Annotated in this window: 15 protein-coding genes; 10 read left to right on the forward strand and 5 right to left on the reverse strand. The window is 61.7% G+C overall.

The window, feature by feature from the left end:
* The first annotated feature begins 124 nt into the window (after window positions 1-124).
* The 3 genes from dinB (at window position 125) to ABD937_RS01790 (ending at window position 3,578) form a co-directional block, all read left to right on the forward strand.
* Window positions 125-1,285 (forward strand): DNA polymerase IV, encoded by a 1,161-nt coding sequence (dinB, locus tag ABD937_RS01780; protein ID WP_345252911.1) that lies wholly within the window; start codon window positions 125-127, stop codon window positions 1,283-1,285.
* Complete coding sequence (locus tag ABD937_RS01785; protein WP_345252912.1) at window positions 1,285-2,025, forward strand: FkbM family methyltransferase; 741 nt, start codon at window positions 1,285-1,287, stop codon at window positions 2,023-2,025. Before dinB ends, ABD937_RS01785 begins: the two co-directional genes overlap by 1 nt.
* Window positions 2,026-2,201: 176 nt before the next feature.
* Entirely contained in the window at window positions 2,202-3,578 is a 1,377-nt protein-coding gene (locus ABD937_RS01790) for a dipeptidase (RefSeq protein WP_345252913.1), read from the forward strand.
* Between the two features lie 191 nt (window positions 3,579-3,769).
* On the opposite strand, the gene ABD937_RS01795 is transcribed toward ABD937_RS01790, so the two are convergent.
* Entirely contained in the window at window positions 3,770-4,243 is a 474-nt protein-coding gene (locus ABD937_RS01795; protein ID WP_345252914.1) for a hypothetical protein, read from the reverse strand.
* A 77-nt stretch (window positions 4,244-4,320) separates the two neighbouring features.
* Here ABD937_RS01795 and ABD937_RS01800 point away from each other — a divergent pair, with 77 nt between their 5' ends.
* From ABD937_RS01800 to trmD, 5 genes are all read left to right on the forward strand, one after another.
* A complete protein-coding gene (locus tag ABD937_RS01800; RefSeq protein ID WP_345252915.1) occupies window positions 4,321-5,511 on the forward strand; it encodes an acyltransferase family protein in 1,191 nt (396 codons plus the stop codon).
* Window positions 5,474-5,893, forward strand: coding sequence for an RNA-binding S4 domain-containing protein (locus tag ABD937_RS01805; protein ID WP_345252916.1), 420 nt, complete (start codon window positions 5,474-5,476; stop codon window positions 5,891-5,893). The genes ABD937_RS01800 and ABD937_RS01805 overlap by 38 nt, the downstream gene beginning before the upstream one ends.
* 92 nt (window positions 5,894-5,985) lie before the next feature.
* Window positions 5,986-6,420 carry an energy transducer TonB gene (locus ABD937_RS01810; protein ID WP_345252917.1) on the forward strand — a complete coding sequence of 145 codons (435 nt, stop codon included), beginning with the start codon at window positions 5,986-5,988 and terminating at the stop codon, window positions 6,418-6,420.
* An 82-nt stretch (window positions 6,421-6,502) separates the two neighbouring features.
* The gene (locus ABD937_RS01815; protein ID WP_345252918.1) at window positions 6,503-6,919 is read left to right on the forward strand and encodes an energy transducer TonB; all 417 of its coding nucleotides are present in this window, start codon (window positions 6,503-6,505) and stop codon (window positions 6,917-6,919) included.
* A gap of 6 nt (window positions 6,920-6,925) precedes the next feature.
* Window positions 6,926-7,600: a tRNA (guanosine(37)-N1)-methyltransferase TrmD gene (trmD, locus tag ABD937_RS01820; RefSeq protein ID WP_345252920.1), complete on the forward strand. Its 675-nt coding sequence runs from the start codon at window positions 6,926-6,928 to the stop codon at window positions 7,598-7,600.
* A gap of 302 nt (window positions 7,601-7,902) precedes the next feature.
* On the opposite strand, the gene ABD937_RS01825 is transcribed toward trmD, so the two are convergent.
* Together ABD937_RS01825 and upp are read right to left on the reverse strand one after the other, a co-directional pair.
* Window positions 7,903-8,916, reverse strand: a complete 1,014-nt coding sequence (locus ABD937_RS01825) for a PorP/SprF family type IX secretion system membrane protein (RefSeq protein WP_345252921.1) — start codon at window positions 8,914-8,916, stop codon at window positions 7,903-7,905.
* A gap of 62 nt (window positions 8,917-8,978) precedes the next feature.
* Complete coding sequence (gene upp / locus ABD937_RS01830; protein ID WP_345252923.1) at window positions 8,979-9,629, reverse strand: uracil phosphoribosyltransferase; 651 nt, start codon at window positions 9,627-9,629, stop codon at window positions 8,979-8,981.
* Between the two features lie 329 nt (window positions 9,630-9,958).
* Between upp and ABD937_RS01835 the strand changes: the two genes are divergently transcribed.
* Both ABD937_RS01835 and ABD937_RS01840 read left to right on the forward strand, forming a co-directional pair.
* Window positions 9,959-11,050, forward strand: coding sequence for an anhydro-N-acetylmuramic acid kinase (locus tag ABD937_RS01835; protein WP_345252924.1), 1,092 nt, complete (start codon window positions 9,959-9,961; stop codon window positions 11,048-11,050).
* 213 nt (window positions 11,051-11,263) lie between these two features.
* On the forward strand, window positions 11,264-12,283 hold the full coding sequence (locus ABD937_RS01840; protein WP_345252925.1) for an aspartyl protease family protein: 1,020 nt from the start codon (window positions 11,264-11,266) through the stop codon (window positions 12,281-12,283).
* Window positions 12,284-12,420: 137 nt separating this feature from the next.
* Here ABD937_RS01840 and ABD937_RS01845 read toward each other — a convergent pair whose 3' ends face one another.
* Both ABD937_RS01845 and ABD937_RS01850 read right to left on the reverse strand, forming a co-directional pair.
* On the reverse strand, window positions 12,421-13,266 hold the full coding sequence (locus ABD937_RS01845; protein ID WP_345252927.1) for a hypothetical protein: 846 nt from the start codon (window positions 13,264-13,266) through the stop codon (window positions 12,421-12,423).
* A 146-nt stretch (window positions 13,267-13,412) separates the two neighbouring features.
* A complete protein-coding gene (locus ABD937_RS01850) occupies window positions 13,413-14,321 on the reverse strand; it encodes a YsnF/AvaK domain-containing protein (RefSeq protein WP_345252928.1) in 909 nt (302 codons plus the stop codon).
* Window positions 14,322-14,342: the final 21 nt, after the last annotated feature.

Below are 14,342 nucleotides of genomic sequence, written 5' to 3' on the forward strand. Positions count from 1 at the left end.
AGGAAACCCAGGGGAACCGGCAGTCTTTGAAGTGATTGCGCGCTGAGGATTTTTTGATTTTTACTTTTGAATTTTGACTTTTCCCACAGGGAAACCCCGCCCGAAATGAAGTAAATTTACCCCCTTGTTCAGCCCCCGTCATATCGCGCATTTCGACCTCGACGCCTTCTTCGTGTCGGTGGAATTGCTGAAGCGTCCCGAGCTGCGCGGAAAGCCCCTCATCGTAGGCGGCGACGGGCAGCGCGGCATCGTAGCGGCCTGCTCCTACGAGGCCCGCAAGTTCGGCATCCAGAGCGCCATGCCTTCGATGACCGCTAAGAAGCTCTGTCCGGAGGCGATCTTCATCTCCGGATCCCACGGCGAATACAGCAAGTACTCCCGAATCGTGACCGGGATCATCGCCGACACGGTACCGCTTTATGAAAAGGCGTCCATCGACGAATTCTACGTGGACCTCACCGGCATGGATAAGTTCTTTGGCGTGTCGCAGTACACCCGCGAGCTCCGCACCAAGATCACCCGCGAAACGGGCCTGCCGATCTCCTACGGGCTCTCGTCCAACAAGCTCGTAAGCAAGATGGCCACCAACGAGGCAAAGCCCAACGGCTACCTCGAGGTGCCGCACGGCCGCGAGACCGCCTTTCTCTGGCCGCTGACCGTCGATAAGATCCCCGGCGTAGGCGGCGCCACGCAGCAGCAATTATACGGGCTCGGCATCCGCACCATCGAGCAGCTGGCACATACGCCGGTAGCCCAGCTCGAAGCCTATTTCGGCAAGTGGGGACGCAAGCTGCACGACAAGGCGCACGGCATCTCCGACTCGCCGGTGGAGGCCTACAGCGAGCAAAAGTCGCTCTCGCACGAGACTACCTTCGATGCCGACTCGGCCGACCCCGAGTTCCTGCACCGCGCCCTCGTAAAGCTCACCGAAGAGAATGCCTACGACCTGCGGCAGGAAGGCAAGCTCACAGGCTGCGTCACGATCAAGCTGCGCTACTCCGATTTCACTACCGTATCGCGGCAGGAGGTGATCGATTACACGGCGCTCGACCCGGCGCTCATCGGCCGCGTCAAGGACCTCTTCGGCAAGCTGTGGAAGAAAGGGGAGAAGGTGCGCCTCCTCGGCGTGCGCTTCAGCCACCTCATCCCCATGACGCTGCAGATGGACCTCTTCGACGATACCGCCGAAAAGCTGGAGCTCTTTAAGGCGGTGGACGATATCAAGAATAAGTTCGGTACTTCGCTCGTGCAGAAAGCCACCACGCTCAAACGTAAAGATCCCTGATGAACCCCCTGCTGCTTCGCCTCAAAGACACCGTCAAATGGGTATTGCGCGTGCTTCCTTTTGCCGTAACGCAGAACCAGCGCTACGACCGGCAAACGGAGGCCGTGATCCGTTCCGTGTGCCGCCGCAACAGCAACTGCATCGACGTGGGCACGCACCGCGGCGAGATCCTGGACCTCATGCTCCGCGTGGCGCCCGAGGGTGAACATTTCGGATTCGAGCCGCTCCCTCATTTCTACGGGGGGCTGCAGGAGAAGTACAAGGGGCACGACAACGTGCATGTGTTTCCCTACGCGCTCTGTGCCGAAGAAGGTGTTTCCTCGTTCAACTGGGTCGTGTCCAACCCGGCCTACAGCGGGCTCAGGAAGCGCCGCTACGACCGGCCGGTAGAGGAAGACACCCGCATCGAGGTGCCCACCCGCCGCCTCGACGAGGTGGTGCTTTCCTACAACGCCCCGGTGCAGCTGATGAAGATCGACGTGGAAGGCGGTGAGATGGACGTGCTCCGCGGCGCCGAAGGGCTGCTCCGGCGCGACCACCCCGTCATCATCTTCGAGTTCGGCATCGGCGGCTCCGACATCTACGGCACCACCCCGCAGGTGCTGCTCGATTTCCTGGCGCCGCTCGGCTACCGCGTCTCCCTCATGGGCCGCTACCTCAAAAAGCAGCCTCCCTTCACGCCCGCCGAGCTCGACGCCCAGTTTTACGGGCAGAAGAACTTCTATTTCATCGCATATTGATCTCAGATGGGAGATCTCGGATCTGGGATCTGCCTGGCGGCGTTAGCGTACATCTGAGATCTCCGATCCCAGATAAAAGATCCGGTTGGCGTCGCACGCGTACATCTGAGATCTCCGATCACAGATCTGAGATCCCTCCCTACCTTAGCAGCCAAACAACAATCAATAGCCGCTATATGCAACATACCCATACCGCCTGGACCGACTACCAGAAGCAGCACCAGCAGCGCTTTCTCGACGAGATGCTCGAGCTCCTCCGCATTCCCTCCGTTTCCGCCAAGAGCGAGCACAAGGAAGATATGCGCACCTGCGCCGACCTCGTGCGCCAGCGCCTGCTCGACTCGGGCTGCGACCGCGCCGAGGTGATGGAAACGGCCGGCCACCCGGTGGTGTTCGGCGAGAAGATCGTGGACCCTTCGAAGCCTACGGTGCTCGTATACGGCCACTACGATGTGCAGCCCGCCGACCCGCTGGAGCTGTGGCACAGCGGTCCCTTCGAGCCGGTGATCAAGGACGGAAAGGTGTATGCCCGCGGCTCTGCCGACGACAAGGGGCAGTTCTACATGCACGTAAAGGCGCTCGAGACGATGGTGAAAACCAATAGCCTCGAGTCCAACATCAAGTTCCTCATCGAGGGCGAAGAGGAAGTGGGCTCGCCCAACCTCGGCACCTTCGTGAGCCAGAACAAGGAGCTCCTGAAGGCCGATGTGATCCTCATTTCCGACTCGGCTATGATCTCCCTCGACACGCCCTCCCTCGACGTGGGCGTGCGCGGACTTTCGTACATCCAGGTGGAAGTAACGGGCCCCAACCGCGACCTGCACTCGGGTGTCTACGGCGGCGCCGTGGCCAACCCCGCCACGATGCTGTGTAAGATGATCGCCTCGCTGCACGACGAGAACAACCACATCACCATCCCGGGCTTCTACGACGACGTGGTGGAAGCAACGCCCGAAGAGCGTGCCCTGATGGCCAAGGCGCCGTTCAACGAAGCGGAATACAAGCAGGACCTCGGCGTACAGGAGCTCTGGGGCGAGAAAGGCTATACCACCAACGAGCGCACCGGCATCCGGCCCACGCTCGAGGTGAACGGCATCTGGGGCGGCTATACGCAGGAAGGCGCCAAGACCGTGCTGCCTTCGAAAGCCTTCGCGAAGATCTCGGCCCGCCTCGTGCCCAACCAGAATTCGCGCACCCTCACCGACATGCTGCTCGAGCACTTCCGCAAGATCGCCCCCGAAGGCGTGACCGTGCATGCCGAGGAGCACCACGGCGGCGAGCCCTATATGACGCCCATCGACTCGAAAGGCTACCAGGCGGCGGCCAAGGCCATCCAGACCACCTTCGGCAAGCTGCCGATCCCGGTGCGCGGTGGCGGCTCCATTCCGATCTGCTCCATTCTCGAGCGCGAGCTCGGCACCAAGATCATCTTCATGGGCTTTGGCCTCGACAACGACAACCTGCACTCCCCCAACGAGAAATACAACCTGGAGAACTACTACAAGGGCATCGAAACGATCCCGTATTTCCACAAGTTCTTCGCACAGGGATGATCGCGTCAGGCGTGAATCGTCAATCGTGAATTTGTGCGGTTGGGGATGTTCTTACTGGTTCTCAGATTTACTCGTATCGATGTAAAGAAAAGGCCGCAAAGCATTGCTTTGCGGCCTTTTCTTTATGGTGATTGCAATCGTAAGAAAGTTCCGGTCCGAAACGACCCATTCCCGATTCCCGATTCCCGAACTCACTTCCGCACCTTGTCTTCCGGAGCGGGAACATGGGCATTGGGCATATCGCTGCGGAAGGAGTGGAAGCGCCCGGGCGTGGCGTTCGGCATCGCGGCGATGCCGTTCGTGTCGGGCACGATGCAGGGCATGCCGTCCTGCGGAAGCGAATAGGTGCCGGGCGTACCCTGCAGTGGCTTAAAGGGAAGGGTCACGTTGCCCAGCGAGTCGACGATGATACCGGGCGCCTGCAGTGGCTTGTAGGGAAGGATTACGGTACCCAGCGAGTCGACGGAAATACCGGGCGTCTGCAGGAGCAAGGGCTTCTTCCCCGGTGCAAAGGCATTGGGCATCTTCGGGTAGCGTTGCTCGAAGCGGTCGCGCAGCTTTTTTTGCAGTGCGTCCAGCTGGGTGCGGTCTCCAAACGACTTCGGGGCCTGTGCCGAGGCGGCAAGAGAAGCAAGCAGGAACGCGGGAAGCAGCAGCGTTTTCATAACCGGAATTTTGGTCCTGCAATATTAAGAAAAAATCTTCTATACGATCTATTTCGTATCGGCTATCTTTAAGCGACGTGACCCATCCTTCCACCCACCTCCCCGGCCTCGACCACCTGCGCGCCCTGGCCATCCTCCTTGTTTTCTTTTGTCACTACGCCGGCCTCTTTCCGCACCCTGCCTGGCTCGATGGGGCGCCGGCCATCGGCTGGACGGGTGTCGACCTTTTTTTCGTGCTGAGCGGCTATCTCATTGCCGGCGGGCTTTTTTCGGAGCTGCAGCGCTCCGGCACGGTCAGGCTGGGCCGCTTCTACGCCAGGCGCAGCCTGCGTATCCTGCCGGCTTTTTTCGTGGTGCTGGCGGTCTACTTCCTCTTTCCGGCGGTGCATGAGCGGGAGGGGCTGGCACCCTTCTGGAAATATGCCACGTTCACCCAGAACCTCGGGCTCGACCTGCGCACGCAGGGCACCTTTTCGCACGCGTGGTCGTTGTGCATCGAGGAGCAGTTTTACCTGCTGCTGCCGGCCGTGCTGCTCGCGGCCCGCCCCTACCCCAGGGCCGTCTGGCTCCTGCCGGCACTCCTGCTGGCGGGCCTGGCGCTACGCGGGTGGCTCTGGCATACCCAGCTCGCCGGCCGCACGGGTGCCGACTACCTGATCGACTGGCACCGCTCGATCTATTATCCTACCTGGGCGCGGCTCGACGGATTGCTTGTGGGCATCGCGCTGGCGGCGGCGGCCCGCTACCGGCCGGCTGCCTTTGCCCGGTGGACGCGGCGCCCACTGCCGCTCCTGCTGGCCGCCAGCGGGCTCTTTGCCGCCGCAGCCTGGACGGGGCGCGCGCCCGAAGGGCTGGCCCTGACCCTTTGGGCTTTCCCATTGGTCGATATCGCCTATGGACTTGTGCTGGCCGCGGTGATCGGCTCCGCAGGCCTGCGCTCCCGCAGGTGGATCGTAACGGAGCGCCTGGCCGCCTGGTCGTTTGCACTTTACCTCGTTCATAAGATGACGATCCACGGCAGCCAGCGCCTGGCCACGCACTGGGGATGGGAACCGGAAAGCAACGGGGTGCTGCTCCTCAGCATCGGTACGACCCTGCTGGCCGCCGCCGCATTGCGTGCCCTGGTAGAGCGACCGGCGCTTTGGCTTCGCGGCCGGCTGCTACCGGAGCGCGAACGGCGCGTATCTTTAACGCCGGACCGAACGCCGGTTCACCCGAAAATGTTCCCCCGTGAAGTCAGAAACGAAAGAGAAAGTACGCATCGATAAATACCTCTGGTCCATCCGCCTCTTCAAGACCCGCTCCGAGGCCGCCGCCGCCTGCGATTCCGGAAAGGTGCGCCTCAACGGCTCGCCCGTAAAGGCAGCCCGCAATGTAGCCGTGGGCGACGAGTACGAGGTACGCACCGAGGCCCGCAAGTGGCTCATCAAGGTGACGGCCCTGCTGGCCAACCGCGTAGCCTATCCCGAAGCGATCAAACATTACCTCGACCTTACCCCCGAAGAGCAGGTAGCGCCCAACAAGCACCTCGGCTCCTCGTTCCACACCGGCAAGCGCCCGAGCAAGATCGGTCGCCCCACCAAGAAGCAGCGCCGCGACCTCGGCGACATCCTCGGCGAGGAAGGCGCGCCGGAGGAGGCTGACGATTAATGGGTTCGCTGCAGGCTGGTACTGAACGCCGGCAGGGGAACCGTATTTCCACGGTGCGGCTTCATATAAGCCGGAATCGTTATTTTTGCGGCATGCGCACACTGCTTATCGGGCTGGCCCTCTGCGCCGCCACTCATTCCGCCTCCGCACAGGTAGCCGACAGCACTGCCGTTGGCATTACCCGCGACTCTATCGGGGCCTTCCGCAAAGTGGAAATAGAGGCTGATTACCCCGGCGGCATACCGGCCTGGAAAAATTTCCTGTACAATAACCTGAACCCCGACGCGGTGGCCAAGGCCCTGCCGAAAAAGACGAAGCATTTTCAGCAGACCGCCCGCGTGCAGTTCATCGTGTGCACCGACGGCACCGTCTGCAATGTGCGGGTCATCAACGACGTACACCCCGCGGTGCGTAAGGAGGCCGAGCGCGCCATTCGCGAGTCGGGTGTTTGGGTGCCTGCCCAGCAGGGCGGCCGCAAGGTGAAAGCCTACCGCACCCAGCCCATCACCTTCGTCATTACCGAATAGTCTTCCACATTCAGGCTGCTTTAACACCGGTTCGCGCAGCCCTTCGCCAAACGGTGCGGGCGAATAGTCGTTATTTTGCAGTATGAAGAACGTATGGATCCTCGCTTGCCTGCTGGCCTGCGGCAGCGCCCTGCAGGCGCAGGTCATCACCTCCGATACGGTGTCGGTGGCCGCTTTTGTGCAGGATTATCCTACTTACGGTACTGATGCCGACTGGCAGGCCTACTTGTCCAAGAAACGGGACCTTGCCACTGCCTACCGCGACGTGGACGCCGCGGGCCGCGCCAAAGAGCAGAAGGTTTGGGTGCGGGTATGGGTCGATAAGAGCGGCACGGTTACCAGGGTGCGTCCCATCGGCGATGCGCCGGCTTCCCTTACCGCAGAGGCAGTGCGCCTCGTAAAGGCGTCCGGCAGCTGGCGTCCCGCCCTGCGCCAGGGCAAGACCGTCAAGGGCGCCGTCAGCCTCGCCATCACGTTTCCGCCTTACCCTTCCAACTAGTTTGCCGTGCACATCGACATCCTCTCCGTACTTCCCGAGCTCCTCGAAAGCCCGCTGAACCACTCCATCATGAAGCGCGCCCAGAGCAAGGGCCACCTCACCGTGGCGGTGCACCCCCTGCGCAAGTGGGCGGTAAACGCCTATGGCCAGATCGACGATTACCAGTTCGGCGGCGGCGCCGGCATGGTGATGATGTGCGAGCCGCTGGTGAAGGCCATCGAGGAGCTGCAGCAGGAAGGACCCTACGATGCGATCATCTACATGACCCCCGACGGCGAGCGCCTCGAGCAGAAGACGGCCAACCGCCTCTCGCTGAAGGAGCGCCTCCTCATCATCTGCGGCCACTACAAGGGCATCGACCAGCGCGTGCGCGATCACTTCGTGACCCACGAGATCTCCATCGGCGACTACGTGCTGAGCGGCGGCGAGCTGGCTGCTGCGGTGCTCGTGGATGCCATTGGCCGCCTCCTTCCCGGCGTGCTCGGCGACGAGACCTCCGCCCTTACCGACTCTTTCCAGGACGGCCTGCTGGCTCCGCCGGTATACACCCGCCCCGCCGATTTCCGCGGCTGGAAGGTCCCCGACATCCTCCTCTCCGGCGATCCCAAAAAGGTAGACGAATGGCGCCACGACCAGGCGGTGAAGCGCACGGAGGAGCGGCGCCCGGACCTCCTCGATTGATCTCCGATCTGTGATCTCGGATCTGTGATCTGCCCAAGGCCGACCTTTTCCTACAAACTTTTCCCCTTTCCTGTTCCTTGTACTTGTAACGGATTGCTACAGATTTGGCTTTGTGCAACGCGTTCCGGACAACCGGCCCTGGCAGGCGCTGATGCATCTTCGGTCTAAGGAAGATCTGAGATCATCACATCTGACATCTAAGATCGAAAAAGCGCCCCGAAGGGCGCTTTTTTAAGCAGGCAGTTCGACACGGCGTACCGTGTGCGTTGGAACAAGGTTTCTGAAGGTGATCAGGGAAGGACTTAGAAGATCGGGCAACCAAGGCGGCGACCGCTACGGTCGGGCTTCTGGTGCACGTAAATAAGGGAGATCTCCGCGCCGCCGCGCATGTTGGAGGCCGGCTTCAGCTTGGAGGTGTTGACGTCGTAGGAGGCGCCGAAGCGCAGGGAGCCGAACTCGAGGCCCACGTAGGGGATGATGGCATCCTGCAGGCGGATCCAGGAGCCGACGTAGAGCGTAGCGGGCTGATCGCTCTCCGCACCCAGGTTCATCTCGTAGGCGCCGCCGATCATGCTGTTGGTGGCATTGGCCTGGCGGCTGTAGTTGGCGCTGAAGTGGAAGGCATTGAACTCGCCGATGGGCAGGCGGGCGCCGCCGTGCACCGTAAAGCGGGGCTGGAGGAAATACTGGCCGTTGTTGAAGGTCTCTTTGTGGCGGTTGATGTGGTACATCGAAACGCCGAGGTAGATGTTGTTGTCGCCGTTGGTGGTGCCGCTGTACATCGCGCCGGCGTTTACATCCACGTACGAAACCGAAAGGCGGCTTTTGTCGGAGAAGTCCTCGGTGGTGACGCCCGTGAAGCCGTCGGAGCGCAGCATGTCTTCGAAATGAAGGCCCACCACGTTGAGGCGCTTATTGACGTAAGAGCCCTGGAAGCCAAGGCCGATCTGGTTGGAGCCGTCCTCGTCGAGTGATTTGTGGTAGGAGATGGAGCCGGAGAGGTAGTTGTTCTGGAGCACGCCGTTGCCGCTCTTATCGGAGAAGGCCATGATGCCGATGCCGAAGACATCGTTCTCGGAGATGCGGTCGCGGAGGATGCTGGCGTCGGCGGAAACGGTGTAGGTGGTGAAGGCGTTGTTGATCGTCGGCCATTGGTTGCGGTAGTTACCGGCAACACGAACCATGCCGTCGAATTTACCGGTGAGAGCCGGGTTCAGCGTCAGGGGGGAAACGAAGAACTGCGAAAAGTTGGGATCCTGCGCCCGGGCGTGTAACATTCCCAGACACAGTACCATGGTTACGTACAGACGGCTCATTTCTCACATAAGTTAGATGGGAAAATTACGATAATTTATCATACGGCCGGAATTTAATCGGCTCAGGACTGGATTTTGGCGCCGAACGCGAGGTCTCCGGCGTCGCCGAGTCCCGGAACGATATAGCCTTTGGCCGTCAGTTCCTCATCAATGGCGCCGCACCAGATGGTAGCATCCGGGATGTGGCGCTGTACGTACTCGATGCCCACGGAGCAGGCGATGGCGGCCACGATGTGGATGCTCCCGGGCTCGCCTTCCTCGCGGATATACTGGACCGTTTTCACCAGCGAGGCGCCGGTGGCGAGCATCGGGTCCGACACGATTACGATCCGGCCCTCGAGCTCGGGGGAGGAGAAGTACTCCAGGGCGATCTCAAAGGAGCCGTCGGCGGCGTGCTTGCGGTAGGCGGATACGAAGGCGCAGTCGGCCTTGTCGAAGTAGTTGAGGAGCCCCTGGTGGAGGGGCAGGCCCGCCCTCAGGATGGTGGTGAGCACGGGCTGCTCGGTCAGCACCTCGGCCGTGGCCGTGCCGAGGGCGGTGGTCACCTCGATGGTCTGGGACGCCAGCACCTTGGAGATCTCGTACGCGGCGACCTCGCCGATCCGCTCCAGGTTGCGCCGGAAGCGCATCCGGTCCTTTTGGATCTCGGTGTCCCGTAATTCTGCGACCCAGTTGCTGACGAGGGAGTGTCCCTGGCTTAAGTTGACGACCATTCCTAATGACATAGCGGCGTCAAAACTAAGCTAAAAGAATGATGGGGTAATGGGGTAATGGGAGAATGGGATAATTAGAGACCAGGAGAAAGCCGGTTTGGAAGCGCAGAACGGGAAAAAGCCTCGTTGCCTTGCCCAAGGCGCAGCACTTCGGCAGGGGCGAAAAACTAACGAATGATAAACTCTCAGGTCGGTGCGGGGAACATCTCCTTACCTGGCAGGGCAATCACTCCTTAACCTGTTCGAACCTAATTACCCCATTACCCCATCATCCCATTACCCCGTTCTTCCGGGATCCCATTATGTTTGCAGCACTAAACTCAAAGAAGATGATCTACCGGGCGATCGGGCTCATGAGCGGCAGCTCCCTGGACGGGCTGGACGTAGTATGCGCAGAGTTTCATGTGAACGCCGGCCACTGGGCCTGGGAGATCCTTGCGGCCGACTGCCTTCCGTACAGCGCCGAATGGCGCGACCGCCTGGCGGGGGCCACGGAGCTTTCCGCCCGCGACTACCTGCTGCTCCACAGCGAATACGGCCGCTACCTCGGCCGGGCCGTCAATGCATTCATCGAGCAGCACGAGCTCCATTATAAGATCGGCCTTATTGCCTCCCATGGACATACCACCTTTCACCTCCCCGGCAGCGGTATGACGGCCCAGCTGGGCGACGGCGCCGCCCTTGCCGCCGAAACGGCCCTCCCCGTCGTCAGCGACCTCCGGGCCCTCGATGTAGCATTCGGCGGGCAGGGCGCACCCATCGTGCCGCTCGGCGAAAGCCTCCTGTTCCGCGACTACCGCCTGTTCCTCAACCTCGGCGGCATCGCCAACATCGCGGTGCACGATGGTCCGCCGGTAGCCTGGGACGTATGCCCGGCCAACCGGGTGCTCAATGCCCTCGCGCAGAAGGAAGGCCAGGAGTACGATGCCGACGGCGCCCTCGCCCGCAGCGGCCGCCTGCACGAAAGCCTCCTCGCGCAGCTCAACGAGCTGCCCTTCTACTCAGCGCCTGCCCCTAAGTCGCTGGCCAACGATTTCGGTACCGGCACCGTGCTCCCGATGATCGAGGCCGCCGGTATTTCTACGGCCGACGCGCTGCGCACGGTAACCGAGCACATCGCCCTGCAGGTGGCACGCGCCCTCGCGGGCCATCCCTTTTCGGTACCGGGTCCGAAGTCGCTGCTCATCACCGGCGGCGGCGCCTTCAACAGCTTCCTCGTGGAGCGCCTCTCCGAGCTCCTGAAGCCCCTCGAGGTATCGGTGCAGGTGCCGGAAGAAGCGCTCGTGCAGTACAAGGAGGCCCTCATCATGGCCGCCCTCGGCGTGCTGCGCTGGCGCCAGGAGTACACCGTGCTCGCCTCCGTTACCGGCGCCCGCCGCGATTCGATCGGCGGTGCCTTGTGGACGGGGCAGGAAGCATGAGGAATGTGCTGATGTGCTAATGGGATAATGTGCTAATGGGGTTGTGGGTCTGTCCGCTGTAGCCTTCGAGGGGGCGCGGGTAGGTGCGAGCCAGACCATGTTTCTTTTCGTAGCGATCGCGTAACAGGGGGCCGCCTTTGATTCGGGGGGGCGGTGGGGGCCTTGTATCCTTCCCGGTTAGCCATCGGGTCCTGATTCCGTATCTTGCCCGCGATGCGTCGCCAAACACTTGTGCTGCTGCTTATTTTTCTTTCGCTGGCTTCTGCCGCACAGACGCGGCTCTCAGACAGCTATATATCTACGAAGGAGGGGGTTCCCATTATGGTACGCCATCTCCTGATCGATCAATGCCTGGAGTCGCTCAACACCGACCGTGCCGATACCATGGCGCTTGCGATGTGCACCTGCCAGGCCGACGGTCTCGACCGCCGGTTCACCAACAAGCAATTACGCCAGAATACCCGGAAAGGAGAGGTCGACTACGACCGGCTGATCAACACCGACACGGTGCTGCGCAAGGAGCTGGGAAACTGCTTTCGCCGCTCGGGATTCGGGATGCTTTTGAGCGCCCGCAACTTCCCCGAGCTTGCCCGGGAGTACTGCCGCGAGCAACTTCAAAAAATGTCAAAAGAGCCGCTCAGCGAGCGGCGCCTTGATGCCTACTGCGATTGCCAGGTGAAACTCGTGCAGGCGAAAGGGCTGAGCGACTCGGCTATAAAGATGCTCGGGGAAGCAGGCAGCCTCCTGTCGCTCGAATTCCTGCATGACTGCGGCGATCCCTTTTCCGACAAGGGCGCCATCGCGCGCAACTGGTATACCGGCGCCAGCGCCGACCTTACAGGGCCGGACGCAGATACCCTTCGGGTGGTGACGGTGCGTGGCATGACCTACGTCAAAATGCGAATCGGCAAGCAACTCCGCGTCTGGATGCTCGACAGTGGCGCTTCCGACCTGCTGATCAACGAGGAGCTGGAGGAGCAGTTGAAGCAAGAGGGCGTATTGGGCAAGGAGAATTACCTCGGTACCTTTCCGTACACGATGGCCAACGGCAGCATCGACTCGCTGCGCCAATACCGCGTTCAACAGCTTGTGCTGGGACGTTATACCATCAATAACCTGCTGCTGGGAGTAACAAAAAAAGGGCGCACGCTGCTGATCGGCAAGACGCTGCTCAACAAGTTCAGCCGCTGGTACCTCGACAATCGTCAGAACCTTCTCGTGCTCACCCGCTGAACCTCACCCCCAGTTACCTGTTTGCGTCTGCACCCTCCCCTTGCAGGCCCTCCCCGTAGTAATACGGACCGGCCATCTGGCTCCATTTGGCCGGTGTTGCCGGCGTGGCGGGCTCCAACGGAACATGCTGCCTGAGCCTACCATCGGATAAAGGTCTGGTAGCCGACCCGGATCTGCAGCAGGTTGAGCCGGTTGCGGTATACCTCGGCCAGCGTATGGCGGTGCACCTCCCGGTTGCCGGCATTGACGAAGGTGGCCTGCAGTGCTTTGCCATCGCCCGTGGGCACCGGGCCGTCGTGGTGTTGCAGCTTGCTCACATTGACGTAGTCGACGAAGCCGCCTTGCGTATGCTGTGCCGAAAGGGAGATGAAGTCGCCGCGGCCGCGATCGCCTCCGGTGAAGATCCGCAGACCTGCGCCGTACCCATAGTACCAGGTGCCGTCCGACTGCAACGTGCGCGCATCCAGCACCCGGCAGGAAGCCAGGCTGTTCTCCTCCACCCTGAACGTGCTGAAGAACCGCGTGTAGCCGGCCCGGAGGCTGAGGAAAGGCGTAATGCGGCGCAGCGGACCGATCTGGTATTGTCCCTGCAGCCCACCCTGGAAAACGATGCTTTCATAATTGACGTTCGCGTCGATCTTGTTGTTGCCGGCCTGGTACGCCACGTTGTAGCTGCGCATGGCATAAGCGCCCAGAGACGTTTCGGCGCCCAGCATGAGCCGACCGTTCAGGAGCAGCCCGCCCTGCAGTGCCAGGCTGTGCACCGGCCGCATCCCCTGGTGGAAGGAGTGTTGCGGCAGGGCCAGCTCGTAGCCCGCGCCCCAGCTCCAGCCGGGTGCGGGCAACACCGGGGTGCTGCGGCTTTTCTTTGTCTGGGAATTGGGGAGGAGAACATGCTCGCTCCCCCTACCGGAAGCGTCTACCTGGGCATGGAGAAAGCCGGCCGGGGCCAGCATGAAGATCAAGAGCAGGATCTTTTTCATAGCAGACCGTTTAGTATAGCAGAAAATTACAAACGGGCTGTCTAACCCGCGGCAACCAGCTTATCACTATTAGCTATACCGACGCGCGCCGTTAAAAAGTTGAAGGCCCCGCGAAACGGGGCCTTCAACGAGATCTTCCTGATTTATCAAAGTGTTGTACCTGAGGAGCCGAAGCCACGGTCCCGGTCTTCACTTCCTGCGGGCGGTGCGCCGCCCAGGTCGCTGCCGAAGGCATTGCCTGTGCCCGCATGCCCGGTGCTGCCGGTAGCTCCACGGGCATCGTTGCGGAGCTGCTCCACATCGATGTCGGTGCGCCGCAGGGTCTCGCGCACGGTCTCGTCGTGCTCGCTTACCTCGGTGCGGATGCGCACTTCCTCTACCACGCGGGCCTGCTTGTGGATAACGGGTATCTCGGCGCGCTCGGTGAGCTCGATGTCGCGCTCGCGGAACTGGTTCACCCGCTCGTGCTCCGCCACCGGGCGGTCTACCGACTGACGCTCGATGCGCACGTTCTCCTCGCGCAGGCGGATGCTTTCCTCCACCGGCTTCTCGATGATGCGGCTGTGCACGCGCACGCCGCCGGCCTCCACCTCGCGCTTGCCTACGTGCAGCTGCTCTTCGATGCGGGGAACTACCGTAGTTCTACGGTCGTCGTCAGCATCCGTGCGCTCGCCGCGGCCCTGCGCGAAGCCCGAGGAGCGGGCCCGCTCGTCTACGTCGATGGCGCCGCACCGATCGAGAATGCCGGCCGCGAGCTCCGCTTCGGAGCGCGATACGGCATGTACGGTTACGATGGTGCTGGCCCGCTCCGCCACATGGCTGTAGCGGGCGCTGTCGGCATTGTCGCCCCCGAACAGGGAGCGGAAAAAGTTGGAAACGGGGTTGCGGTCGTTGCTGCCGGCGCTGCCGCGGGTGCTGCCGGTTCCCTCGGTAGCGCCACGGCCCCCGCTGGAGAGGTCGATGCGCTCGCGGGTGATGCCCCCGCTCATGAGTTCGCGGATCGCGCTCTGCGCGTCGCCGGCGCGGTCAAAAAGACCGATCACGGTCTGTGCCATAAGTTGCCTCCTGTGTTTTCG

It is taken from the genome of Flaviaestuariibacter amylovorans (assembly GCF_039541815.1).
GTDB lineage: Bacteria > Bacteroidota > Bacteroidia > Chitinophagales > Chitinophagaceae > Flavisolibacter > Flavisolibacter amylovorans.